Here is a 21,931-nt window from a genome sequence, read left to right as displayed (position 1 = left end):
GTCACCCCCGTGGCGGCCGCGCCGAGTGCGTGTCCCCGGTCGGCCCGAACGTGAAGTGGGGATCGGACGTTCGCTCCGCCCGTGCACCGGCCCGGAGAGCCGCCGGCTTCCACAGCCGGCGTACCAACCTCTGCCAGCGGCGCTCGCGCCGGTAGATGTAACCGACGACGTCGGAGTCGGCCTGGTCCAGTCGGTCCGCGACGGTGACGTGGTCGTCGACAGCCTCGCCGGGGCCGAGGACGAGGACGGCCGCGTCGGAGTCGTGCACCAGGTCCACCGCTGTCGCGGCATGCAGCAGCCCGGGGGAGTCGATGAGGACGAGCTCGAAGGATTCCTTGGCTTCCGCGATCAGCTTCGCGACGGCCTCCGGGTAGGGCACACCGGACGGCTGACGCGCCCGGGCGTAACCAACCGGGAGAACGGCGACGGCCGAGTTGAGCGGGCTTGACTCCACGCAGTCCGACACCGCGCAGCGACCGGACACCACTTGCCCGAAGCCGTCGGCCGGTCGGCTGCCGGGAAGGAGGAGGCCGGTGAGGCCGCCCTCACCGGTGTCGGCGTCGACCGCCAGAACCGGCGTGCCGCTCTCGGCGACGGCGAGGGCGATATTGGCCACGACCGTACTCCGGTCGCTCTCGCTGCCGGCGGAGACGAAAGCGACGACCAGGTGCCGGTCGCGGCCGACGCGAATCCGCTCGACCGAACCCGCGGTGAACCGGAACGCCTCGGCGGCAGGGGAGTCCGGATCGCGGGCCACCGGCAGGGGATCGGCGGCCTCCGCACGGCCGGGAATGATCCGGTTCCGCGCCGGCGGGATGTCGCCGATCAGAGGCGCGTCGTAGATCGCCCCCGGATCATCCGGTCCCTCGACGCAGCGGTGGCGCCGGGCACGTGCGTACGCCAGCCCGGCAGCCAGCCCGAGCCCGGCCATCAGCCCGATCGCCGCGGATCGCTTCGAATTGCCGTTGATCGGCACCTGCGGTTCCGGTGCCCAGCCGATGGTCGGATGGGTGGCGAGATCCACCTGCAGGTTGAGCAGGGTCTGGGCCCGTTGCTTCAGCAGGTCGGCCTGCTGGCCCTTGGTCCGCGCGTCCCGGATCGCGCGCTCGACGGCGGCGACGGACGCCGCGCCCTGAGTCGCGATCTCCGCCGAGCGCACCTCGTCGAACGCCTGGAGTGCGGCGTTGACACCGGCCTGGGCCACCATGGCGTCGGGCCAGGTGAACGAGATCGCGACGATGCTCGAGCCGAAGCTGCCCGGCGTGGCGTGCTCCGGTGGAGTGATCTCCAACGCGCTCGCCTGGCCACTGAAGTTCGCCGGGGACAGCATGGTGCCGTTCAGGGTCGTGTTGGCGATCCGGGCGGCGCGGTCGGCGACCCGCTGGGACTGCAGGAGCAGCACCTGGCTGTCGAAGTACTGGTCGGCGGCCTCACTCTGGGCGGAGGCGCTCTGCGGGACCGTGACCGTGGCGCTCGCGCGGTACACCTCCGCTTGCACCAGCGAGTAGGCCAGCGCGGCGGCGGCCACCAGGAAACTGATGATCAGCACCATGACGCGATAACGGCGCACGGCGCCGAAGACGGTCGGCTCGAACCGGCCTTGATCGATTCTGGTGGCCGTCATGGCCTCACCTCAGTCGCTCCCCTGGACTTCGGTGCACCGCCCCAGCAAATGCCCCCTTCGGGCGATGATAGACGGAGAGTTGCCGAAAGAGGGCGGTCTCGGCCGAAGACTTACACTCCGTAAACGGAACCGGCCGGTCTGCCATATGGTTGCAGAAACCAACTAATTTGATATATAGTTGGGTTATGCAACTAGCTCAGCAACCCCTTGTCCCGGGGGTAGAGCGGGACGCGTCGGCCCAGGAGCTGCTCGAAGGTGTCAGCTCCCTGGTGCGGGCCGTGCGCTGTATCGAACATCGGCACCTGATGCCCGACGGCGGTCTGCGCCGTTCGGACGCGAGTGTGCTCAAGGTCCTGCTGCGCGACGGTGAGCAGCGCGGCGGCGAGATCGCCGCCAAGCTCGGCGTCGACGCGTCGGTGGTGAGCCGGCAACTGACCGCACTGGAGGCCGACGGACTGGTGAGCCGCCGGCCGGACCCGGCCGATGCCCGGGTCGGGCTGGTCAGCCTGGCGCCGCGCGGAAGGGCCCAGTTGGAGTCCCTCTACTCGTCCTACACCCAGCATCTTCGTGCCGCCCTGGCGGACCTCGACGACGACGCGCTGCTGGCCGCTGCGGACACCATGCAGCGGATCGCCCGCGCCATCACCGAGGCCAGTCAGGTCGTACGGCGTACCCAATCGACTGGAGACTGATGACTGTCACCGAGACCCGGCAGCAGCACCTGCCCGCTGCACCGGAACTCACCCATCGCGAGATCCTCGAGATCCTGATCGGCCTGCTCGCCGCGCTGTTCACGGCGATGCTGAGCTCGACGATCGTCAGCAATGCCCTGCCGACGATCATCGCCGACCTCGAAGGCACCCAGACGCAGTACACCTGGGTGCTGACCGCGAGCCTGCTGGCCACCACGGTGTCCACCCCGATCTGGGGCAAGCTCGCCGATCTGATCAACAAGAAGCTGCTGGTGCAGCTGGCGATCTCGCTGTTCGTGGTCGGCTCCGCTCTGGCCGGCCTGTCCCACAACGTGCCGTTCCTGATCGGTGCCCGCGTCCTGCAGGGCCTCGCGATGGGCGGTTTGATGGCGCTGGCGCAGGCCATCATCGGCGCGGCGATCCCGCCCCGCAACCGCGGCAGGTACTCCGGCTACATGGGTGCGGTGATCGCGGTCGCGACCGTGAGCGGGCCGCTCATCGGCGGCGTCATCGTCGACACCTCCTGGCTGGGCTGGCGCTGGTGCTTCTACGTCTGCGTCCCGCTGGCCGTGATCAGCCTGGTGATCCTGCAGAAGTACCTGCACCTGCCGACCTTCAAGCGCAAGGTCCGGATCGACTACCCCGGCGCGATCCTGATCAGCATCGCCGCCAGCCTGCCGCTGCTCTGGGTCAGTTTCGCCGGCTCGGACTTCGCCTGGATGTCCTGGCAGTCGGCCCTGTTCGTCGGTGGCACGGTGCTGTTCGGTCTCCTCGCAGTACTGGTCGAGAGCCGGAGCCCGGAGCCGCTCGTCCCGCTCAAGGTCGTCAAGCAGCGGACCACCGCGCTGGCGATCATCGCCAGCCTCGCAGTCGGCGTCGCGATGTTCGGCAGCGCGCTGTTCCTCGGTCAGTACTTCCAGATCGCCCGTGGCTACAGCCCGACCGAGGCCGGCCTGCTGACGATCCCGATGATGCTCGGCTCGTTCCTCGGGTCGATCGGCTCCGGGCAGATGATCACCCGCTACGGCAAGTGGAAGCGGTACCTGATCGCCGGCGGCTTCCTGCTCGTCGCCGGACTCACGGTGCTCGGCACGATCGACCACACCAGCCCCTACTGGTATGTCGGTCTCGGCATGCTCGCGATGGGTCTCGGCATGGGCATGACCATGCAGAACCTGGTGCTCGCCGTCCAGAACACCGTAGACGTCCGGGAGATCGGCGCGTCGAGTGCGACGGTGGCGTTCTTCCGCAGCCTGGGTGGTGCGGTCGGCGTGTCCGTGCTGGGCGCCGTACTCGCGGCGCGGGTGAAGGACCAGATCATCCAGGGTCTGCTGGCCGGACCGGGCGGTGCCGAGGCGGCGCGGAAGCTGCAGGAGGGTGGATCCGGCGGCACGAGCCTGCTGGACGTCAACCACCTGCCGCCGCAGCTGGCCGAGCTGGTGCGGCAGTCGTACGGCGACGCCACCGGACGGATCTTCCTGATCGCGGCCGCGTGCGCCCTGGTCAGCCTGGTGGCCGTGTTCTTCATCAAGGAGGTCCCGCTGCGGCGCACCGTCGCCAAGGTCGACGAGATCGAGGACCTGGTCGACAGCAGCGTGCACGACTAAAGCTCAGGTGGGTGCAGACCGGTCAGGTCGCGGGTGCGGATGATCGGTGAACGAACCAGCCAGAGCACGGACAACAGGCCGCCGGCCGCGGAGACGAGGAGGGTTTCGCGGACACCGATCCAGGTGCCGAGGAATCCTCCGACGACCGCGCCGAGCGGCCTGACACCGTAGTTGATACTGCTGAACGCGCCGGCGACGCGGCTGCGCATGTGGTCGTGGGTGACGGCCGCCTGCAGTGAGTTCAGCGGTACGTCGAAACACATCACCGCGAACGTCGCGACGAACATGCCGCCGGCCAGCACCGCCGCGCGGACCCAGTCCGGCCCCTGGGCGAGGACGGCCAGCGCCATCGAGCCCGGAAAGATGATCGTGCCGGCTGCGATCACCCGGCCGGCCCCGAAGATCCGGGTCAAGGGGCCGGCCGCGACCGCGCCGAGAAGACCGCCGGACGAGCCGATCCCGAAGGCGAGACCGATCGTGCCGGGCGAGAGTCCGAGATCGCGGCTGGCGTACAGCACCAGCAGTGCCATGCCGATCATGTTGAAGAAGTTGACCGTGGTCGCGCAGCCGAGGCTGCGGCGCAGGTACGGGTGTTTGAGCAGATAGCGCATCCCGGTCCGGGCCCGGGACAGCAGTGACTCCGGCGTCTCGTCGGCCTCGCCTGGTTGGACGTCGAGCCGGCTGATCCGGATCGCCGAGAACACGAACGACAATGCGTCCACGACGATCGCGACCGGCGCGCTCAGCCATTGCACGAGTACGCCGCCGACCGCCGGGCCGCCCATGAACGAGATCGAGCGGGTCGCCGACAGCTTGCCGTTCGCCTCGAGGAAGTGGTCCCGGTCGACCAGCCGGACGAAGAACGACGCGTAGGCGGTGCCGAACACGACGCCCGCCGTACCGGCCAGGATCGCGATCACGTAGAGCTGGCCGAGGCTGAGCAGGTCCAGCCAGTACGCCACCGGGATCGTGAGCAGCAGGATCGTGCGGGCCACGTCGGCGGCGATCATCAGCGGCCGCTTGTCCCGGCGCTGGTCGACCCAGGACCCGACGAACAGGCTGGCCAGGCTCGGCAGCCAGACCGCCGCGGTCAGGAAGCCGACCTGGCTGGGGGAGGCGTCGAGCAGCGTGACGGCGATCAGCGGCAGCGCGAGTTCGGTGATCCGGTCGCCGAACTCGGACACGGTCTGCGCGGACCAGAAGGTCCGGAACCGCCGGTCGTGCCACAGACTGGTGGCGGCAAGCGTCCTCACAGCAGTCCCCCAGAGTCTGGTCAGGTGGTTGCTTCGGGCAATGACATGCGGAGGTAGCGGACCGGCCGGGCGTCGGCCGGTGTGTCGCCCGCGTCGCGGCGCTGGACGTACGGCGCGAGCAGTTGCTCGATCGCGGACTCGACCGCCTCGGCCTCGGCGGGCGTGAGGACCAGGAGGGTGTTCGCGGATCCGCCCAGCCGGCTCCACTCGGGATCGAGGACCGGCTCGGTCTCGGCGATCCAGTGCTGGGCGGATTCGAGCGCCTCGTTCATCATCTCGGTCCGCAGCAGGCGGCCCGCCTCGGTGCCCTCCGGGGTGTCCGGCATCGCGTACCGGAACCCGCGGGCGACCGCGTTCCACCACCGCTGCCGTCGGTCCGACCCACTCGGTGGTGGGCCGTCGACCACCAGGCCGAAAGTCGCCAGATGCCGCAGGTGCCAGCTGGTGACCGACGGCGAGGCGCCGACGTGCTCGGACAACTGCGTGGCGGTGGCTGGGCCGTTCTTCTGCAGGTAGCTGAGCGCGGCGAGCCGGACCGGATGCGCCAGCGCCCGCATGGCCTGCGGGTCGGTGATCTCGAAATCGCCGTACGGATTTCTGAGAGACATGTTTCGAGAGTAATCTCTCAGACTTCTCGTAGGCAACCTCTGTCGCTGGAGCGGGTCCGGCGCGACACTGGCCGCGTGCGGGACGACAGTGATCCAGGCGCGGACAGAGCTGCCCTCTACCGGCGGTCCTGGCCGGAGCTGGTCGGCGTACTGGTGTCGATCGGGGAATCGCCGGCGGCCGCCGAGCAGGTGGCCCTGGACGCGTACGTGAAACTGCTCGGCCGCTGGGACGCGATCCGCCGGTACGACGACCCGGAGGCCTGGGTTCGCGGTGTCGCCGTCCGGACGATGCTCAGCCGATTGAGCCGGCGACAGGTGGTGACCCAGGCGCTGGCCAGGCTCGCCGGTCGCCAGGACACCGTTCGTGGTCCGAACGGCGACCCGCTGGATGTGGCGGCCGCGCTGGCCCGGATGACGCCCGAGCAGCGGGCGGTCGTCGTACTACATGACGTCATGGATCTGCCGGTCGAGCAGATCGCCGAGGAGCTGCAACTCGCGGCCGGCCCGGTCAGGTCCCGGCTGGCCCGGGCCCAGCGGGTGCTTGTGCCTGGGCTCGGGCTGACCGAGTACGTCACTGCGCGAACGCCGGATGAGGCACCTCCGATCGAGGAGGTCGAACGGGCCGTCAAGGAGAGACGTCGGCGCCGATACGTCGTGTCCGCGGCCGTTGCGGCCGTCGTGATCGTGGCCGGCATCGCCGCCGGACTCGGGCTTCCGAGAGCCGAGACCGAGCCGACGATCGGCCTCGAGATGCCCCAGTACGTCGTCGACGGACCGGCCCCTGAGCACTACAAGCTCGGTACGACGACGATCCTGCTCCGCGGCGAGATCGCAGTGACCTCGGCGCGGGTGGATCCGGACCACCTGTCGGTGCTGACCGTCGGGGTCGAACCCGATGAGGTCGCGATCGAACCGTGCCTGCCGAACACGGTCGTCCGGATCCTGTCCCAGGACGCCTACTCGGTCCGGATCGCGGCGTACCGGTACGGCATCGGCCCCGACCAGAACGAAGGTCACCAGTGCACCGCCCCGGCGCCTGCGCCGACCACCCTCCGGCTCGACCTGATGAGCCTGCTCGGGAGCCGCACGGTGTACGCCGGCAGCACCGGTGAGCGGGTCGTGCTGAAGGGACGAAGTTGCGTCAGGCCGGCGGGATCGTTCGCCGCCAGATGTCGCTGATCAGGTCCGGGCGCATGCCGACCGCGGTGTAGAGCGCGACCGCCGGAGTGGGGTTGCTGCTGTCCACGTGCAGGATGGTGCCGGATCGTCCGGCGGCGGCGTCGACCGCGAAGGCGTCATGCAGCAGGAACTTGGCCAGGCCGCGACCGCGAGCCGACGGGACCACGGCCAGCCGCCCGATGTACCCGCAGTTGTCGGTGCTGACGAAGTTGTCGTTGCACTCGGTCACAGCGACCGCCTGCCCGTCGAGTTCAACCGTGGTCAACTGAGACCAATCGAAGGTCGATCGGCTCTCCCGTGACGCCGCCCACTCCTCGAACGGCCGCGGCAACGCCGACGGCTGCCCACTGAAAGCCTCGATCAGTACGGCGTGCGCCGCCCGGCGACTCGGTTCGTCGAGGGCTCCGCGCCGTACCACTGCACCGTCGGGCGCTGTGGGTCGCGGGACCGGGCCGTCGAAAGTGATGCGCATGCGATGCACCGACGTACCGATCTCGAACCCCTGGGCGGCGACGATCCCTCGCAGGAACTCGTCCTGCCGGATGACCCCGACGCTCATCAGCACGTCGGCCCGGCCGGCGGCTTGCGCGACCTCGACGGCCCGGCGCGCGGCCCGATCAAGCAGCCACGTCACGATCGCCGGCGTCTCACTTAGCGCTTCGACGTTCACTCGCGACCCGTCGCCGGTAGACATGGCTGTCGCGGATCCGGCGAAGCCGCCGTCCGGGTCGAGCACGACCCATCCGTCCGTCGCGGGGTTGAAGCCGGGGTCGCCCAGATAGTTCGCGACGTCCTCGGGGCTGTGCTTCGCGAAGCCGAGCAAGGCTCGTGTGTACTCGCCGGACTGCACGGCGATCGTTGCAGCGTCGTCGAGTCGCATCGGCCGGGCGGTGTAGCCGGTGGGCAGCGTCATACGGCGTCGACCTGGAGGCGCAGAACGTCCGTCACCAGCACCGCCCGCATGCCGACGGAGAGGTAGAGGCCGAGCGCCGGGGTCGGGTTGTTGGTGTCGACGTGCAGGATCGTGCCGGTCCGCCCGGCCGCCGCGTCCAGGGCGAACTGGTCGCGCAGCAGGAACGTCGCGAGCCCTTTCCCGCGGGCTTCCTCGAGGACGCCCAAACGGCCGATGTAGCCGCAGTCCTCGTCCTCGACGAACTGGTCCGTGCACTCGCGCAGCGCGACCGCCCGGCCTTCCATCTCGAGCAGGGTCGTCATCGACCAGTCGAAGGATGACTGGCTCTCGTGCGCCGCCCGCCACTCCTCGAACGTCCGTGGCGTGAACGCGAACTGCCCCTCGAAGGTCCTCGTCAGTACGGCGTGGGCCGCCCGCTGGCTGTCCTCGTCCGGAGCGCCCCGGCGCACCGTGACACCGGCCGGGACCTCGGGCGCGGAGACCGGGCCGACGTGATCGATCCGCATCCGGTGGTACGTCGTGGCGGGCTCGAACCCGTCGTCCGCCAGCCGATCCCGGCGGGCCTCGTCGGCGCGATAGGCGACGGCGTCGAGCTGCACCGCCGGGTGTCCGTACTGTGTGGCGAACTCACCGGCCCGGTGCGTGATCCGGTCGAGGAGGTAGCGCCAGACCAGCGGGTCGGTGGTGACGGCGTCCAGGTCGAGGTGGCGGTGGTCGCCCCGGCCGAAGACCATGCCGAACCCGACAAGGCGGTCACCGTCGAAGACCAGCCAGGCGTCGGTCGTGGGCTCGACCCCGGGATCGGTCAGCTGGTCGACCATGTCGTCGAGGGTGTAGTCCGGGAAGCCGAGGACGGCGGTGTCGTACGCGGACACGAGGCCGAAGACCGCCTCCGCGTCGTCCTTCGTCGGCGGGCGAACGGTGTAGGTCTCAGGCAGAACGGCGGTCATTCACCCATCGTGGTGAACGACCGCCGTACTGTCGAACGGATTAGCTCAGCAGGCCTTGTCCCACTCCAGGTCACAGGTGGTCTGGGTGGTCCTGAGGCTGTTGGGCGAGACTGCGGCCGGAGCGGCCTGGTCCGACCACGAGGCCAGCGTGACGCCGACCGCGTCCTCGATCGAGCGCGGGCTGACCAGGTAGTTGTTGCTGAGCATCGAGAAGACCAGCTTGCGGCCGTCCTTGGTGCTCACATATCCCGACAGCGCCGTCACACCGGTCAGCGAGCCGGTCTTGCCGTGCAGGTTGTTGGCGGCCGGGGTGTTGAGCATCCGGCTGCGCAGCGTCCCGCCGACGAAGCGTTCCGGGTTGCCGGCGATCGGCAGCGCGTCGTACCACTGCTGCCACCAGGGCTCCTTCTTGGCGCCGATCAGTACGTCGGTGACGCTGTCGGCGGTGACGTTCACCTTGCGGGACAGGCCGGAGCCGTCGGAGAGCCGGATCCGGCTGGTGTCGACGCCGATGCTCTGGGCGTAGTCGGTGACGACGCCCAGTCCGGCCGACCAGCTGCCGTCGGCCTCGACGACCGCGCCCATCGCCTTGACCAGGGTCTCGGCGTGCATGTTGTTGGACAGCTTGAGGAACGGCGTCATCAGTTCGCCGACCGTCATCGACTCGTCCCGGGCCAGCTGCTTGGCGGTCGAGGGAGTGGCGGCGTTCTCGATCCGGCCGCTGACCTGGATGCCCTGGGATGCCAGTGCGCGGCGGAACACGTCGGCCGCGTAGAGCTCCGGCTCCCAGACCGTCACCCACTCCTGGCCGACCGAGGCGCCGAGCGGGACCGAACCGGTCACCCGGACGATGTTGGTGCCGTGATCGCGCTCGATGTTCAGCGTGTTGGACGACCCGGCCGCGCCGGTCGTCGCGGTGTTGATCAACTTGATGACGCCGTTCGCCGGGACCAGCGAGAGGTTCACCGGTGTACCGGCCGCCGCTCCGGGCCGGCTCTCGACGATCGCCGTACCCGAGTCGTAGTCGGTGTTCGGGGCGAGCGTGAGGGCGGAGATCTGGGCGTTGTAGTAGAACGGCTCGTCGTCCCAGGCCCAGCTGTCACCGAGCCGGACGTGGTCGAAGTAGGTGTCGTCGGCGATCAGGTCACCGTCGACGCGGCGGACGCCGGCTGCGCTCAGTTGCTTGGCCAGTCCGACGTAATCGGACTCCAGTGCGGTCGGATCGCCGTACCCCTTGAGGTACAGGTTGCCGCGCAGCTTGCCGCCGACGACGGGCGCGGTGGCCAGCACATCCGTGTGGAAGCGGTACGACGGGCCGAGGACGTGCATCGCGGCCGTCGACGTGAAGAGCTTGGTGTTCGACGCGGGCAGCATCCGCTGATCGCCGTTCCGGTCGTACAACGTCTCGCCGGTCGTCGCGTCGCGGACCACCAGCGCGACCTGCGAGCCGTCGTACCGGCTGTCGTTCAGCAGGCTGTCCAGCCGCTGTTGCAGCGCCGTCGCTTGGACGGCGGTCGGCGCTCCGGCCGACTGGGAGACCACCCCACCCACGGCCGCCGCGACTGCGGCGACGGAGGCGACGACCGCGCGCCCCGACACTCTCGGTAAATACTTCACGAGAAACTCCCTCAACCCAGGCGGAAATCAACTAGCGGGAGTCTCCACCCCGGATCGCCCCGGGTCCAGTGATCAGCGCGATTGACCTCCCGCTCTCGAGGTGAATCGATGAAAAAGTTCTCCGCACAGGTACCCGCCCCCACCTGAGGAGTGTCATGCGCAGATGACTTCTGGGTGGAGAACTCGGTCTTCGCGCCGGTCGCGGGTGGTTACACGCTGCACGTCGGGTACGCGAACGGCTCGGCCGCGACCGCCGGCCACGGACTCGTTGTCAATGGCAACAGTCAGGGAGCGGTCAGCTACCCGGTCACCGGCTGGGACAACTGGCAGCAGAGCTCGGTCCCGGTCACGCTCAACGCGGGCTGGAACACCATCCGTCTCACCAAGGGTGATCTGTACACGGAGGTCGACTACCTCGAAGTTCAGTGAGGTTGCCGGGTCAGGGGATCACCCCGCGTGACCCCGGTCCTGACCCGGGAACCACCCGTCCGGAGCGTGGCGTGGTGCCACGGCGCTTCAGCGCGCCTCGTACTCTCGTAGAGCACAGCGGGACCGACGGGGAGCATGAAGCGGGCGATGACGAAACCACCAGAACAGATGTCCGGCGACCGGCGGCGGAGACGCCCGCGGCCGATCTGGCTGGACCTGCGCCGGACCGGCCGGGGCCTGCAGGCAATGCTGCTCGGCGGTCTGGCGTCGCTGATCTCGCTGATCATCGTGTTCTGGACGCTGCCGCAGATCAGCAGTGACGGCCGGCTGCCGATCCTGCGGCTGGTCGTGCTGCTGGCGGTCTTCTCGATGCTGATGCGCTGGGCGCTGGCCGGGGTCGCGATCCTGATCGGCTCGATCGGCGTCCTCGTCGGGGGACTGCTGTCGCAGTTCGGCGTCGTCTACCTCGGCATCACCGTGGATCCGGGCGTGAATCTGCACGGCGGCGTCGAGGCGCCGCTACTGGTCGCGATCTGGATGTCGACGGTGAGCGCGTTCGTCGGCTGGGTCGCGTACGCCGGCACCGACGACGCCTACGTCGCCGAGGTGATGCGGGTCGTGCACCGGCGGGCCCGGAAGATCGAGGCCGCGCCGAAGACCGGGATGCTGATCATCCAGATCGACGGGCTGTCCGAGCCGCTGCTGAACTGGATGGTGCTGGCCGGGAACCTGCCCAACCTCGGCGGCTGGATCCGGGACGGCCGGCACTCGATGGTCGGCTGGCACACCGGCGTACCGGCGACCACTCCGGCCAGTCAGGCCGGCATCCTGCACGGCGGCTCCGGGCAGATCCCCGCGTTCCGGTGGTACGAGAAGGAGACCGGCCGGGTGATGGTGACCAACCGTGGCCGGGACGCGGCCGAGATCGAGACGCGGATGTCGACCGGGCGGGGGCTGCTGGCCGACGGCGGGGTCAGCATCAGCAACAACTGGTCCGGGGACGCGGACAAGTGCGAGCTCGTGTTCAGCCGAGCCGGCCTGCCGGACAGCCGGAGCCGCGGCTATGTCCGGTTCTTCTCCAGTCCGCAGGGTGCGGCCCGCGGTCTCATCCTGTGTGTCGCCGAGATGGTGAAGGAGTTGCACCAAGCCCGGCGGCAGCGAGTCCGGCACCTGGTTCCACGGGTCAAGCGCGGTGGGTCCTACATCTTCCTGCGGGCGATCAGCAACGTCCTGCTCCGCGACCTCAACGTCTCGCTGATCACCGACGAGCTCGTCAAGGGCACCCCGGTGATCTACTGCGACTTCGTCGACTACGACGAGGTCGCGCACCACGCCGGCCCGACCCGACCGGAGTCGCTGCAGACGCTGGAGGGTCTGGATCGGGTGCTCGGCGCGCTGCAGCGGATCATCGACATCCTGCCGCACTCGTACGAGATCGTGGTCCTGTCCGACCACGGCCAGAGCCAGGGCTCGACCTTCCTGCAGCGGTACGGCCGGACGCTCACCCAGGTCGTCGACGACCTGGTCGACACGACGAAGGAGCCGGTCGCGGCGGTCGGGAGGTCCGAAGGCTGGGGTCCGGTGAACGCGTTCCTGACCGAGCTGTCGCTGCGCCGGAGTGTGGCCGGAACCGTCACCCGCAGGGCGCTGCACGGCAGGGCCAGGAGCGGTGAGGTCGAGCTTGGCCCGAAGGACTGCGAGCCGGCGGTCGCCGCCGACGAGCAGGTCGTGGTCACCGCCTCGGGCAACCTCGCGCTGATCTACCTCGCGACCACCCCGGGCAGGGTGCCGCTCGAGGAGATCGAGCTGCTGCACCCGAAGCTGGTGAACGGCTTGGCGACGCACCCAGGGGTCGGGTTCATCGTGGTCGACTCGCTCGCCGAGGGACCGGTCGCGATCGGCCGGGCCGGGGTCCGGGTGCTGCGGTCCGGCCGGATCGAGGGGGAGGACCCACTGGCGCCGTACGGGCCGTTCGCGCCGGCGTCGATGCTGCGGCAGGCCGAGATGCCTCACAACGGCGACATCGTGGTGGTCAGCCGGCTGGACGACTACACCCACGAGGTGGCGGCGTTCGAGGAGCTGGTCGGGTGCCACGGCGGCATCGGCGGCTGGCAGACCGAGGCGGTCCTGGTGCACCCGAGCCGTTGGGTCCTGAAGGAGCCTCCCGTAGGCTCCGACGCGGTTCACGAACTGCTGATCAACTGGCTGGAGAAGCTGGGTCAGCGCAAGGACCTGCGAGAATCGGTCGAGTCGAGTGTGGAGGCCTGAAGCGTGCGGATCACCTGGTGGGGGCACGCCACCACCACCATCGAGGCCAACGGTACGCGGCTCCTGACCGACCCGGTGCTGACCTCGCGGATCGCGCACGTGCGCCGGCGGCGCGGACCGGCTCCGCTGCCCGAGGCCGGCCAGTGTGACGCCGTACTGGTCTCGCACATGCACGCCGACCACCTGCACCTCAGCTCGCTGCCGCTGGTCGCGCCGGACGCCGCGCTGGTGGTGCCGCGGGGGGCGGCCAAGCTGATCCACCAGGACAGCGGCGCCGCGTACTCGGCCCGCTGCATCGAAGTTGCCCCGGGCAACCAGATCCGGATCGGGTCGCTCGACATCACGGCCGTCACCGCGCTTCACGACGGGCGCCGGCTGCCGTGGTCGTCGTACTCGGGGCCCGCCCTGGGATACCGGGTGGAAGGTTCGCCCAGCGTGTGGTTCGCCGGTGACACCGATCTGTACGACGACTTGGCCACAGAAGCCGGACCGGTCGACCTGGCCCTGATCCCGGTCGGCGGCTGGGGGCCGTCGCTCGGTCCGGGGCATCTGGATCCGGTCCGTGCGGCGGAAGCGGTTCGCCTGGTCGGCGCCCGGATGGCGATCCCGATCCATTTCGGGACGTTCTGGCCGATCGGGTGCGACTGGCTGAAGCCGGACCTGTTCCTGCCACCGGGGGACAAGTTCAAGACCGCGATGACCGAAGTGGCTCCCGAGGTGTCGGTGGAGGTCCTGGCGCCCGGCGAGTCGACCGAGGTCGCCCCGTGAGTGGGGACACGCGCTTCGATCTGTGGTATCTCATTGCGCTGGCCGGGGCGGTGCTGGTCGGCGCGGTCCTGCCGGTGCTCCCGACCGGCGCGGCCGTCTCGGCGGGCGCCGTACTCGCGTTGCACAACAATCCGATCGGGCTGGGCGGCGTCCTGATCGCCGGTATGGCCGGGGCGTATGCCGGCGACCTGATCGTGTATGCCGGCTGCCGGTTCGGCGGTGAACGGCTGGCCAAGCGGGTCGGGTGGCTGCGCGACAATGCCTCGCTCGACGCACTGCGGGTCCGGCTGGACGCGCACGAGATCAGCGTCCTGCTGACCTCCCGGCTGATCCCGGGCGGCCGGGTGCCGGTGCTGCTCGCGGCCGGCCTGGCCGGGTACCCGTGGGAGCGGTTCGCGCTGGTCGATCTGGCCGCGTCGTCGCTGTGGGCCGCGGTCTACATGGCCATCGGGCTGCTCGGGTATGCGCTTTTCGACGAGCCGTGGGAGGGCGTGCTGGCGGCGATCGTGCTTGTTGTGCTCGTGACCGTGCTCAGCAGCCTGGTCCAGCGGGCCCGGCGCAAGCGGGCCGCCGCGAGGTCAGACTCCGAATGAGGCGCTGCGGAGCCGCTCGACGGTCTCCGCGTCGCCGTCCAGCTCCACGTCGGCCACCTGCTGGCGGCCCATGCAGAACAGGACCAGCTCGGCCGGCGCGCCGGTGATGGTCACCGACCCCAGCTCGGTCGGCCGCTTCGCGACGGACGTCGTCCCGTCCGGGAGCCGGAGCACCAGGCCACTGGGCGCCTTTCGGGTCAGCGTCTTCGCGCCGAGCCGGATCGACTTCCACAGTCCCGCCTCCTGATCGGCCGGCAGTGTGCGAATGTCGTACGTCGGCTGTGCCCGGCGGACGTCCTCGTGGTGCACGAAGTACTCGGTCGTGTTCAGCTGGTGACCGAACTTGGGGAACGCGTAGATCGAGATCGGCGGCGGCCCGTTGCGGACCTTGTCAACCACCTCGGTGAAGCTGTAGCGCTCCTTGGCCCGCTTCATCCGCCGCTCGGTGGTCTCGGCCAGCGCCGCGATCATGATCCCCGGCCCGGCCATCGGATCCGCCTCCCGGACATACAGATGGACGGCGAGATCGTACGTCGTCCACCCTTCACACAGCGTGGGCTGATCAGGCCCCAGTTGGTCGAACAGATCACACAGAGCGAGTCGTTCTACCCGGCTGTAGTCGGTCACAAATCGATCGTAATCACCAGTCGCAACTTCTTCTCGGCCAGAGGTGGAGGGAAGGAAAGCAGGAGACAGGAGGTGGAGCGGGGGTGGCAGAATGTCAATCGTTGTCATGCCTATGCCCGGTGTTCGCACCTGACTGTCCTGGAGAGCGTCTTGCCCATGCCGAAGGTCCCCGACAAGGGCAGCGTCACCCGGAGAGGGCTCGCGGTTCTGCGGGTGGCGATCTGGGAGGAGCCACGTATCTTCGCGCTGTCGGTGCTGGCCGCGGGGCTCTACGGCGCGATGACGGTGGCCGGCGGCTGGGCGCTCGGCTGGGCCACCGACCACGTGCTCCGGCCGGCCTTCGAGAGCGGTGACACCACCTTCGCCGCGATCGCCTCGCTGATCGGGTTGTTCATCGGGATCGCGATCCTGAACGCGATCGGCGTGGTCGGGCGCCGGCTCGGCGCCGGTGTGATGCAGTTCCGGCTGCAGGCGACGTACCGCCGCCGGGTCACCCGGCAGTACCTGAAGCTTCCGCTCGAGTGGCACCACCAGCACTCGACCGGCATGCTCCTCTCGAACGCCAACGCGGACGTCGAGTCGACCTGGTTCGTGATCGCTCCGCTGCCGATGGCCATCGGGGTGCTCGCGATGCTGGGGTTCGCGACCGTCGCGATGTTCGCGGCCGACGTCTGGCTCGCGCTGGTCGGCTGCCTGGTGTTCCCGCTCGTGTTCCTGGCGAACGTGATCTTCCAGCGCTACCTGCAGCCGCTCGCCACCCGGGCGCAGCAGTTGCGCGCGGATGTCTCCGAGGTCGCGCACGAGTCGTTCGACGGTGCGCTCGTGGTGAAGACGCTGGGCCGTGAGTCCGCCGAGACCGAGCGCTTCCGCGCCCCGACGTACGCGCTCCGGGACGCGAACATCGCGGTGAACAAGGCCCGCGGCATGTTCGATCCGGTGATCGACGGCCTGCCCCGGCTGGGGGTGCTCGGGGTGCTGCTAGTCGGTGTCTACCGGGTCAGCTCCGGCGGCGCCGACGCGGGTGACGTGGTCCAGGTCGCGTTCCTGTTCACGCTGATCGGGTTCCCGATCCGCGCGCTCGGCTGGGTGCTCGGCGAGCTGCCGCGCTCGGTCGTCGGGTGGGACCGCATCCAGCGGGTGCTCACCGCCGAGGGCGGGATGGAGTACGGCGACGCCGTGCTGACGTCGGCGAAGGCGGCCCGGTTGCAGGTGGCCGACGTACGGTTCGGGTACTTGCCGGAGCGCGACGTACTGGCCGGTGTGGACTTCGTCATCGAGCCCGGGCGGACCGTCGCGATGGTCGGACCGACCGGCTCCGGGAAGTCCACGATGACCACGCTGCTGACCCGGCTGATCGATCCGGAGGAGGGTGCGATCAAGCTCGACGGCGTCGATCTGCGCGACCTGGCCCGGGACCAGCTGGCCGGCTCGGTCGCGCTGGTGGCGCAGACCGCGTTCCTGTTCGACGACACGATCCGCGGCAACATCACGCTCGGCGGCGACTACAGCGACGAGGACGTCTGGGACGCATTGCGGATCGCCCAAGGCGACGGCTTCGTGAAGGTGCTGCCGAACGGTCTGGACACGAAGGTCGGCGAGCGCGGTACGACGCTGTCCGGTGGCCAGCGGCAACGGATCGCCCTGGCCCGGGCGCTGGTACGGCGGCCTCGGCTGCTGATCCTGGACGACGCGACGAGCGCGGTGGACCCGCAGGTCGAGGCGCGGATCCTGGCGGGGCTGCGGTCCGCGGTCCAGGGCGCCGAAGCCGCGACGACCGTGCTCGTGATCGCCTACCGGAAGGCGACGATCTCGCTCGCCGACGAGGTGCTGTTCCTCGACGAGGGCCGGATCGCGGCGCAGGGGACGCACACCGACCTGCAGGAGACGTCGGCCGCCTACCGCAACCTGGTCGACGCCTACGAGAAGGACGCGGAGCGCCGCCAGGAAGAGGCGGACCTGGCCGCGGAGATCGAAGACCTGGACGCGGAAGGAGCGACGGCGTGAGCGCGGCGGAAGCAAGTCGGCTGGACCATGCCGATGACGCGAGTGGCCTGGACACGTTGCGGCAGGGGCTGAAGGTCTCGCCCGAGCTGGCCAACGGCTGGTGGGTCACCGGGATCCTCGCGCTGACCATGACGGCCGGGCGGATCGTCGTACCGATCGCTGTTCAGCAGACGATCGACAAGGGCCTGTCCGGTGCGGGCGGGCCGGACATCTCGTACGTCGCGTGGATGTGCCTGGTCTGCACGCTGGGCATCGTGGTCACGGCGGGAGCGTCGTACCTGACGACCGTGCGGCTCGCGATCAACTCGGAGCACGGGCTCGCGACGATGCGGATCAAGGCGTTCCGGCACGTGCACGACCTGCCGGTGCTGACACAGAGCACGGAGCGGCGCGGCGCGCTGGTCAGCCGGGTCACGTCGGACGTGGACACGGTGTCGCAGTTCCTGCAGTTCGGCGGGTTCATCTTCCTGGTCAGCATCGGGCAGATGCTGCTCGCGACCGTGGTGATGTTCTTCTACTCCTGGCAGCTGGCCCTGGTCGTGCTGGGGTGCTTCATCCCGCTGTTCGCCAGCCTGAAGTACCTGCAGCGCGCGATGTCCAAGGCGTACGGTGTGGTCCGGGCGAAGGTCGGCGAGATGCTGTCCGCGATCGCGGAGCCGGTGGTCGGCGCTCAGGTGGTCCGCGCGTACGCGGTCGAGAAGCGGACCCAGGACCGCATCGACGCCTCGATCGAGGACTACCGGCGGACCGCGACGAGGGCACAGGCGCTCACCGGAGTGACGTTCTCGATCGGCGGTCTGGCGGCGGGCCTGGCCAACGCCGGTGTGCTGTCGGTCGGTGTGCTGCTGGGTGTCGACAAGCAGGCGACGCTGGGGGAGCTCCTCGCGTTCATGTTCCTGGTCGCGCTGTTCTCGGATCCGGTGCAGATCGCGACCCAGGTGCTGACCGACGCGCAGAGTGCGTTCGCCGGGTGGCGTCGGGTGCTCGGGGTGATCGCGACCCCGGCCGATGTGGTCGACCCGGGTGAGGAGGGGGTGAAGCAGCCGCGCGGTCCGATCACGGTCGACTTCGCGGACGTCGACTTCGCCTACCCGGAGGGCGAGCTGGTTCTGCGGGATGTCGACGTACGGATCGAGCCGCACCGGCGGGTCGCGGTGGTCGGCGAGACCGGGTCCGGGAAGACGACGTTCGCGAAACTGCTGACCCGGTTGATGGATCCGACCGCGGGCGAGGTCCGGCTGGACGGGGTGGACGCGCGGGAGATCTCGTTCGAGTCGCTGCGGGAGCGGGTCGTGATGGTGCCGCAGGACGGGTACCTGTTCGACGCGCCACTGGCCGAGAACGTGCGGTTCGGGCGTCCCGAGGTGACGGACGCGCAGTTGCTCGATGCGTTCCAGTCGCTCGGGCTGACCGACTGGCTGGAGTCGCTGCCGGACGGTCTGCAGTCGCCGGTCGGCCAGCGGGGCGAGTCGCTGTCCGCGGGTGAACGTCAACTGGTCGCGCTGGTGCGGGCGAACATCGCCGACCCCGACCTCCTCGTGCTCGACGAGGCGACATCGGCCGTCGACCCCGGCACCGAGGTGCGCGTCAACGCCGCGCTGGAGCGACTGATGTCCGGCCGTACGTCGGTCACCATCGCGCACCGGTTGTCGACCGCGGAGGCAGCCGACGAGGTCCTGGTCTTCGACAACGGCGAGATCGTCGAACGAGGCCCCCACGCAGACCTCGTCGACGCCGGCGGCGTCTACACCCGCCTCCACAACAGCTGGATAGCCCAACGGAGCACCGTCTAACCCCAGGCAGCGGCAAGACCGTCGAGCCCCGCACAACGGCCGACCCGTCGAGGCCTGCGCGACGGCCGGGCCTGTCCAGACCGGCGGGATCCCCTGGGCGCGCGCGACGGCTGGGCTCGTCTGAATATGCGCGACGGCTGGGTCCGTCTGGACGAGCGGGACCCGTCTGGGCGTGCACAACAGCTGCCCGTCTAGAGGTGCGGGACGGGCGGGATGGTCTGGGTCTGCGCGACGGTCGGGCTCGTCTGGATGTGCGCGACAGGCGGGACCGCCTGCGCGTGGGCGGCGGCGGGCCGTCTAGACGTGCGCGACGCCCGGATCGTTCAGGCGTGCGCGACGGCTGGGACCGTCTGGACGTGCGCGACGACGGTGGGCCGTCTAGACGTGCGGGACGGGCGGGATGGTCTGGGCGTGCCCGACGGGCGGGATCGTCTGGGCGTGCGCGACGGCCGGGCTCGGCTGGATGTGCGCGACAGGCGGGACCGCCTGGGCGTCGGCGGCGGGCCGTCTAGACATGCGCCACGGCCGGATCGTTCAAGCGTGCGCGACGGCCGGGACCTCAGGGGAGGCTCCCGGCCGTCGCGGTCTTACCTGTCAGGCGGTCGGCGCAGTGCCGGCACCAGGCTGCGGTACCAGCAGGAACTCGACGCCGCCCTTGTCGTCGACCGCCGCGTCCAGAATCTTGTCGTCGAGCGCGTTCGCCGCGTTCTGCTCCAGGAACACCCGCGCTCCGGCTTCCTCGACCACCTGGTCACCGGGCCGCGGTGCCTCCGTCGTCGTCACCGCGAGCGCCGGATCCGCCGGGTTCTCCTGCGAGATTCGCACTCCGGCCCCCTCCGGCGCGCCTTCGACCCCGGTGATGCTCTTGATCACCAGCGTCGCGTTCTCAGTCAGGGTAAGCACAACCACTCCATCCGTCGGTCAACACTGAACCCGCCCCGTGCCCCCTCACCCAAACCCCAAACAACCCGCCCCCCACAACCACCCCGCCGCCTCGCCGCCCCGCCGCAACCATCCCCCGCGCGGCAACCACGCCCGCCTGGCCGCCCGCGGTACGCAAATCCGCGACTTTGTGCACCAGATCCGTGCGGCGGGATGTGAAAGGTACGGATCTGGTGCACAAAGTCGCGGAGTACAGGGCGGCGCGAGGGGTGGTGGGGCGGGCGGGTCAGGCCGGGCTCCCGCCGTGCGCAACGTCCCCGCGCAACAGCGGCGGCCGCGCCGCCCGCCGTACGCAATCACCCCGGCCGCGCCGCCCACCGACCGCAACCCCCGGCGCAACCACGCCGTGGGTCGCCCCGCCGACTGCAACCACCCGGCACAACCATGCCGGCGGGACCGCCCGCCCGCCGTACGCATCTCCGCGACCTTGTGCACCAGATCCGTACGTGAGGAAGCGAAAGGTGCGGATCTGGTGCGCAAAGTCGGGGTCCGGGCGGCTCGAGGGTGGTGCGGTGGGCGGGTCAGGCCGGGGCGGCCGCCGTACGGAACCATCGGCGCATCCACGCTGGCCGGGCCGCTCGTCGTGCGCGGATCCGCGACTTTGTGCACCAGATCCGTACGTGAGGTAGCGAAAGGTACGGATCTGGTGCACAAGGTCGGGGTCCGGGCGGTTAGAGGGTGGTGCGGTGGGCGGGTCAGGCCGGCCGGCGTGCGTAACCATCCGGCGCATCCACGCTGGCCGGGCCGCTCGTCGTGCGCGGATCCGCGACTTTGTGCATCAGGTCCGTGTGGCGGGGTGTGGAAGGTGCGGATCTGGTGCACAAAGTCGGGGTCCGGGCGGCTCGAGGGTGGCGCGGCGGGCGGGTCAGGCCGGGGTGGCCGCCGTGCGCAACCATCCGGCGCATCCACGCTGGCCGGGCCGCTCGTCGTGCGCGGATCCGCGACTTTGTGCATCAGGTCCGTGTGGCGGGGTGTGAAAGGTGCGGATCTGGTGCACAAAGTTGGGGGGACGGAGTGGCTTGGGGGGTGGGGTGGGTGGGTTAGGCGGCGGGGCGCCAGGTGGGTGGGGGTCGGTGCGGCGGGATCCGCGGGTGAAGGCGGTGCGGAGGCGGTGGATGAGCTCGTTGGGGGCGCGTGCGACGTCTTCCCAGCCGAAGTGGATGAGCTCGAGACCGTGATCGGCCAGGCGTTGGTCGCGTTCGAACGCTCGGCGGAGCAGCCAGCGGCGCTCGGCGGCCGTCGGGGCTTCGAACTTCGCCAGGCCGTCCGCCTCGCCGATCGTGCGGAACTCCGGCCACCAGAAGTCGACCCGGTCCGCCAACCAGCGATCACCGTTCGAGAACTCCGCTTGAAGGATCGGCGCCGGCAGACCACCCTCGACGAACACCGCACGTGCGAACGACTCCAGCGCCGACTCGGAGCGCGGGTCGCCGAGACTGACTGCTGCCCGTGCGTTCTGGACGCCGGGCCAGCGGTACTGGCGCTCGAGTGCCTCCTCGAGCTCGGCGCGGGACACGAATCCGGACAACGCGTGGTCAACGGTCACAACTGCCTCACGGAGGGGCAGCTCCCGGGCGATGTCGACTGTGGTTCGTGCTTCGGAGGTGAGCCACAGCCCCCGGTGGAATCGGAGGTCCGCCTCGGTGAGGCCGGCCCGGCGGAGTACCACGTCGGCACGCTTCAGGTTGCGACGGCCGCCCGGCTCGCAGCTGAGCCAGACTGCGTCCGGAGACGGCCCGCGACCATGGTCCGTCCAGACTCTCAGCCCCGTGAGCTCCGCTGCCGTGAAATGGCTGATGACGGACCTCGGATGGGCCGCCTGCGCACAAGCGATGCAGGCGAGCCGTGCGTCAACGTGCCCGCGGACATAGCGAGCGTGGGCCGTCTGGAGCTGACCGCGTCGGACGAGCCGCTCCACGTCGTACTTCTGCAGGCCGAGTTCCAGCAGCTCCAGGTGCCGCAGCGGTCTGGCCCACTGATCGGCCAGCCGCTCCCGTACGTCGTCCCCGAGCCGCTCCACCGCCCGATCCTCCCCGGAATCGCCTCCCGGCCGCTCAGACGCCT

19 protein-coding genes are annotated in these 21,931 nt (G+C 69.8%); 9 read left to right on the top strand and 10 right to left on the bottom strand.

The window, feature by feature from the left end; genetic code table 11:
* Position 1: 1 nt before the first annotated feature.
* Positions 2-1,624 (bottom strand): Wzz/FepE/Etk N-terminal domain-containing protein, encoded by a 1,623-nt coding sequence (locus OG876_RS38305; protein WP_328521613.1) that lies wholly within the window; start codon positions 1,622-1,624, stop codon positions 2-4.
* A 185-nt stretch (positions 1,625-1,809) separates the two neighbouring features.
* Here OG876_RS38305 and OG876_RS38300 point away from each other — a divergent pair, with 185 nt between their 5' ends.
* Together OG876_RS38300 and OG876_RS38295 are read left to right on the top strand one after the other, a co-directional pair.
* On the top strand, positions 1,810-2,316 hold the full coding sequence (locus tag OG876_RS38300) for a MarR family winged helix-turn-helix transcriptional regulator (protein ID WP_328521612.1): 507 nt from the start codon (positions 1,810-1,812) through the stop codon (positions 2,314-2,316).
* The gene (locus tag OG876_RS38295; RefSeq protein ID WP_328521611.1) at positions 2,316-3,923 is read left to right on the top strand and encodes an MDR family MFS transporter; all 1,608 of its coding nucleotides are present in this window, start codon (positions 2,316-2,318) and stop codon (positions 3,921-3,923) included. Before OG876_RS38300 ends, OG876_RS38295 begins: the two co-directional genes overlap by 1 nt.
* Here OG876_RS38295 and OG876_RS38290 read toward each other — a convergent pair.
* Together OG876_RS38290 and OG876_RS38285 are read right to left on the bottom strand one after the other, a co-directional pair.
* Positions 3,920-5,176, bottom strand: coding sequence for an MFS transporter (locus OG876_RS38290; protein WP_328521610.1), 1,257 nt, complete (start codon positions 5,174-5,176; stop codon positions 3,920-3,922). The two genes, OG876_RS38295 and OG876_RS38290, sit on opposite strands and share 4 nt — an antisense overlap.
* Before the next feature lie 20 nt (positions 5,177-5,196).
* On the bottom strand, positions 5,197-5,784 hold the full coding sequence (locus OG876_RS38285) for an ArsR family transcriptional regulator (protein WP_328521609.1): 588 nt from the start codon (positions 5,782-5,784) through the stop codon (positions 5,197-5,199).
* Positions 5,785-5,859: 75 nt separating this feature from the next.
* On the opposite strand from OG876_RS38285, the gene OG876_RS38280 reads away from it, so the two are divergent.
* The gene (locus OG876_RS38280; protein ID WP_328521608.1) at positions 5,860-6,963 is read left to right on the top strand and encodes a sigma factor-like helix-turn-helix DNA-binding protein; all 1,104 of its coding nucleotides are present in this window, start codon (positions 5,860-5,862) and stop codon (positions 6,961-6,963) included.
* On the opposite strand, the gene OG876_RS38275 is transcribed toward OG876_RS38280, so the two are convergent.
* Genes OG876_RS38275 through dacB form a run of 3 tightly spaced genes read right to left on the bottom strand, consistent with a single transcriptional unit; the run spans position 6,926 to position 10,443 of the window.
* Positions 6,926-7,876: a GNAT family N-acetyltransferase gene (locus OG876_RS38275; RefSeq protein ID WP_328521607.1), complete on the bottom strand. Its 951-nt coding sequence runs from the start codon at positions 7,874-7,876 to the stop codon at positions 6,926-6,928. The two genes, OG876_RS38280 and OG876_RS38275, sit on opposite strands and share 38 nt — an antisense overlap.
* Positions 7,873-8,826, bottom strand: a complete 954-nt coding sequence (locus OG876_RS38270) for a GNAT family N-acetyltransferase (RefSeq protein WP_328521606.1) — start codon at positions 8,824-8,826, stop codon at positions 7,873-7,875. Before OG876_RS38270 ends, OG876_RS38275 begins: the two co-directional genes overlap by 4 nt.
* A 45-nt stretch (positions 8,827-8,871) precedes the next feature.
* Entirely contained in the window at positions 8,872-10,443 is a 1,572-nt protein-coding gene (gene dacB / locus OG876_RS38265; RefSeq protein WP_328521605.1) for a D-alanyl-D-alanine carboxypeptidase/D-alanyl-D-alanine endopeptidase, read from the bottom strand.
* Between the two features lie 174 nt (positions 10,444-10,617).
* Here dacB and OG876_RS38260 point away from each other — a divergent pair, with 174 nt between their 5' ends.
* The 4 genes from OG876_RS38260 (at position 10,618) to OG876_RS38245 (ending at position 14,501) form a co-directional block, all read left to right on the top strand.
* Entirely contained in the window at positions 10,618-10,872 is a 255-nt protein-coding gene (locus OG876_RS38260; RefSeq protein ID WP_328521604.1) for a CBM35 domain-containing protein, read from the top strand.
* Between the two features lie 147 nt (positions 10,873-11,019).
* A complete protein-coding gene (locus OG876_RS38255) occupies positions 11,020-13,140 on the top strand; it encodes an alkaline phosphatase family protein (protein WP_328521603.1) in 2,121 nt (706 codons plus the stop codon).
* A 3-nt stretch (positions 13,141-13,143) separates the two neighbouring features.
* Complete coding sequence (locus OG876_RS38250) at positions 13,144-13,908, top strand: MBL fold metallo-hydrolase (RefSeq protein ID WP_328521602.1); 765 nt, start codon at positions 13,144-13,146, stop codon at positions 13,906-13,908.
* A complete protein-coding gene (locus tag OG876_RS38245) occupies positions 13,905-14,501 on the top strand; it encodes a DedA family protein (protein ID WP_328521601.1) in 597 nt (198 codons plus the stop codon). Before OG876_RS38250 ends, OG876_RS38245 begins: the two co-directional genes overlap by 4 nt.
* Here the strand turns inward: OG876_RS38245 and OG876_RS38240 are convergent.
* Complete coding sequence (locus OG876_RS38240; protein ID WP_328521600.1) at positions 14,487-15,128, bottom strand: TIGR03085 family metal-binding protein; 642 nt, start codon at positions 15,126-15,128, stop codon at positions 14,487-14,489. The two genes, OG876_RS38245 and OG876_RS38240, sit on opposite strands and share 15 nt — an antisense overlap.
* Positions 15,129-15,284: 156 nt before the next feature.
* On the opposite strand from OG876_RS38240, the gene OG876_RS38235 reads away from it, so the two are divergent.
* Positions 15,285-17,132 carry an ABC transporter ATP-binding protein gene (locus OG876_RS38235; protein WP_328521599.1) on the top strand — a complete coding sequence of 616 codons (1,848 nt, stop codon included), beginning with the start codon at positions 15,285-15,287 and terminating at the stop codon, positions 17,130-17,132.
* Entirely contained in the window at positions 17,129-18,925 is a 1,797-nt protein-coding gene (locus OG876_RS38230) for an ABC transporter ATP-binding protein (protein ID WP_328521598.1), read from the top strand. The genes OG876_RS38235 and OG876_RS38230 overlap by 4 nt, the downstream gene beginning before the upstream one ends.
* 378 nt (positions 18,926-19,303) lie before the next feature.
* On the opposite strand, the gene OG876_RS38225 is transcribed toward OG876_RS38230, so the two are convergent.
* The 3 genes from OG876_RS38225 to OG876_RS38215 form a co-directional block, all read right to left on the bottom strand.
* On the bottom strand, positions 19,304-19,441 hold the full coding sequence (locus tag OG876_RS38225) for a hypothetical protein (protein WP_328521597.1): 138 nt from the start codon (positions 19,439-19,441) through the stop codon (positions 19,304-19,306).
* 78 nt (positions 19,442-19,519) lie between these two features.
* Complete coding sequence (locus tag OG876_RS38220) at positions 19,520-19,828, bottom strand: Fe-S cluster assembly protein HesB (RefSeq protein ID WP_328521596.1); 309 nt, start codon at positions 19,826-19,828, stop codon at positions 19,520-19,522.
* A gap of 904 nt (positions 19,829-20,732) precedes the next feature.
* Positions 20,733-21,887 carry a hypothetical protein gene (locus tag OG876_RS38215; protein WP_328521595.1) on the bottom strand — a complete coding sequence of 385 codons (1,155 nt, stop codon included), beginning with the start codon at positions 21,885-21,887 and terminating at the stop codon, positions 20,733-20,735.
* Positions 21,888-21,931: the final 44 nt, after the last annotated feature.

It is taken from the genome of Kribbella sp. NBC_00359 (assembly GCF_036097425.1).
Classification (GTDB): Bacteria; Actinomycetota; Actinomycetes; order Propionibacteriales; family Kribbellaceae; genus Kribbella.
This window is presented reverse-complemented; position numbering and strand designations above follow the sequence as displayed.

Excerpts from the sequence above, each read along its gene's own strand:
- OG876_RS38255 (WP_328521603.1), top strand. The coding sequence starts at position 11,020 with ATGACGAAACCACCAGAACAGATGTCCGGCGACCGGCGGCGGAGACGC.
- OG876_RS38305 (WP_328521613.1), bottom strand. The coding sequence starts at position 1,624 with ATGACGGCCACCAGAATCGATCAAGGCCGGTTCGAGCCGACCGTCTTC.
- OG876_RS38295 (WP_328521611.1), top strand. The coding sequence starts at position 2,316 with ATGACTGTCACCGAGACCCGGCAGCAGCACCTGCCCGCTGCACCGGAA.
- OG876_RS38235 (WP_328521599.1), top strand. The coding sequence starts at position 15,285 with ATGCCGAAGGTCCCCGACAAGGGCAGCGTCACCCGGAGAGGGCTCGCG.
- OG876_RS38285 (WP_328521609.1), bottom strand. The coding sequence starts at position 5,784 with ATGTCTCTCAGAAATCCGTACGGCGATTTCGAGATCACCGACCCGCAG.
- OG876_RS38300 (WP_328521612.1), top strand. The coding sequence starts at position 1,810 with ATGCAACTAGCTCAGCAACCCCTTGTCCCGGGGGTAGAGCGGGACGCG.
- OG876_RS38225 (WP_328521597.1), bottom strand. The coding sequence starts at position 19,441 with ATGTCTAGACGGCCCGCCGCCGACGCCCAGGCGGTCCCGCCTGTCGCG.
- OG876_RS38275 (WP_328521607.1), bottom strand. The coding sequence starts at position 7,876 with ATGACGCTGCCCACCGGCTACACCGCCCGGCCGATGCGACTCGACGAC.
- OG876_RS38270 (WP_328521606.1), bottom strand. The coding sequence starts at position 8,826 with ATGACCGCCGTTCTGCCTGAGACCTACACCGTTCGCCCGCCGACGAAG.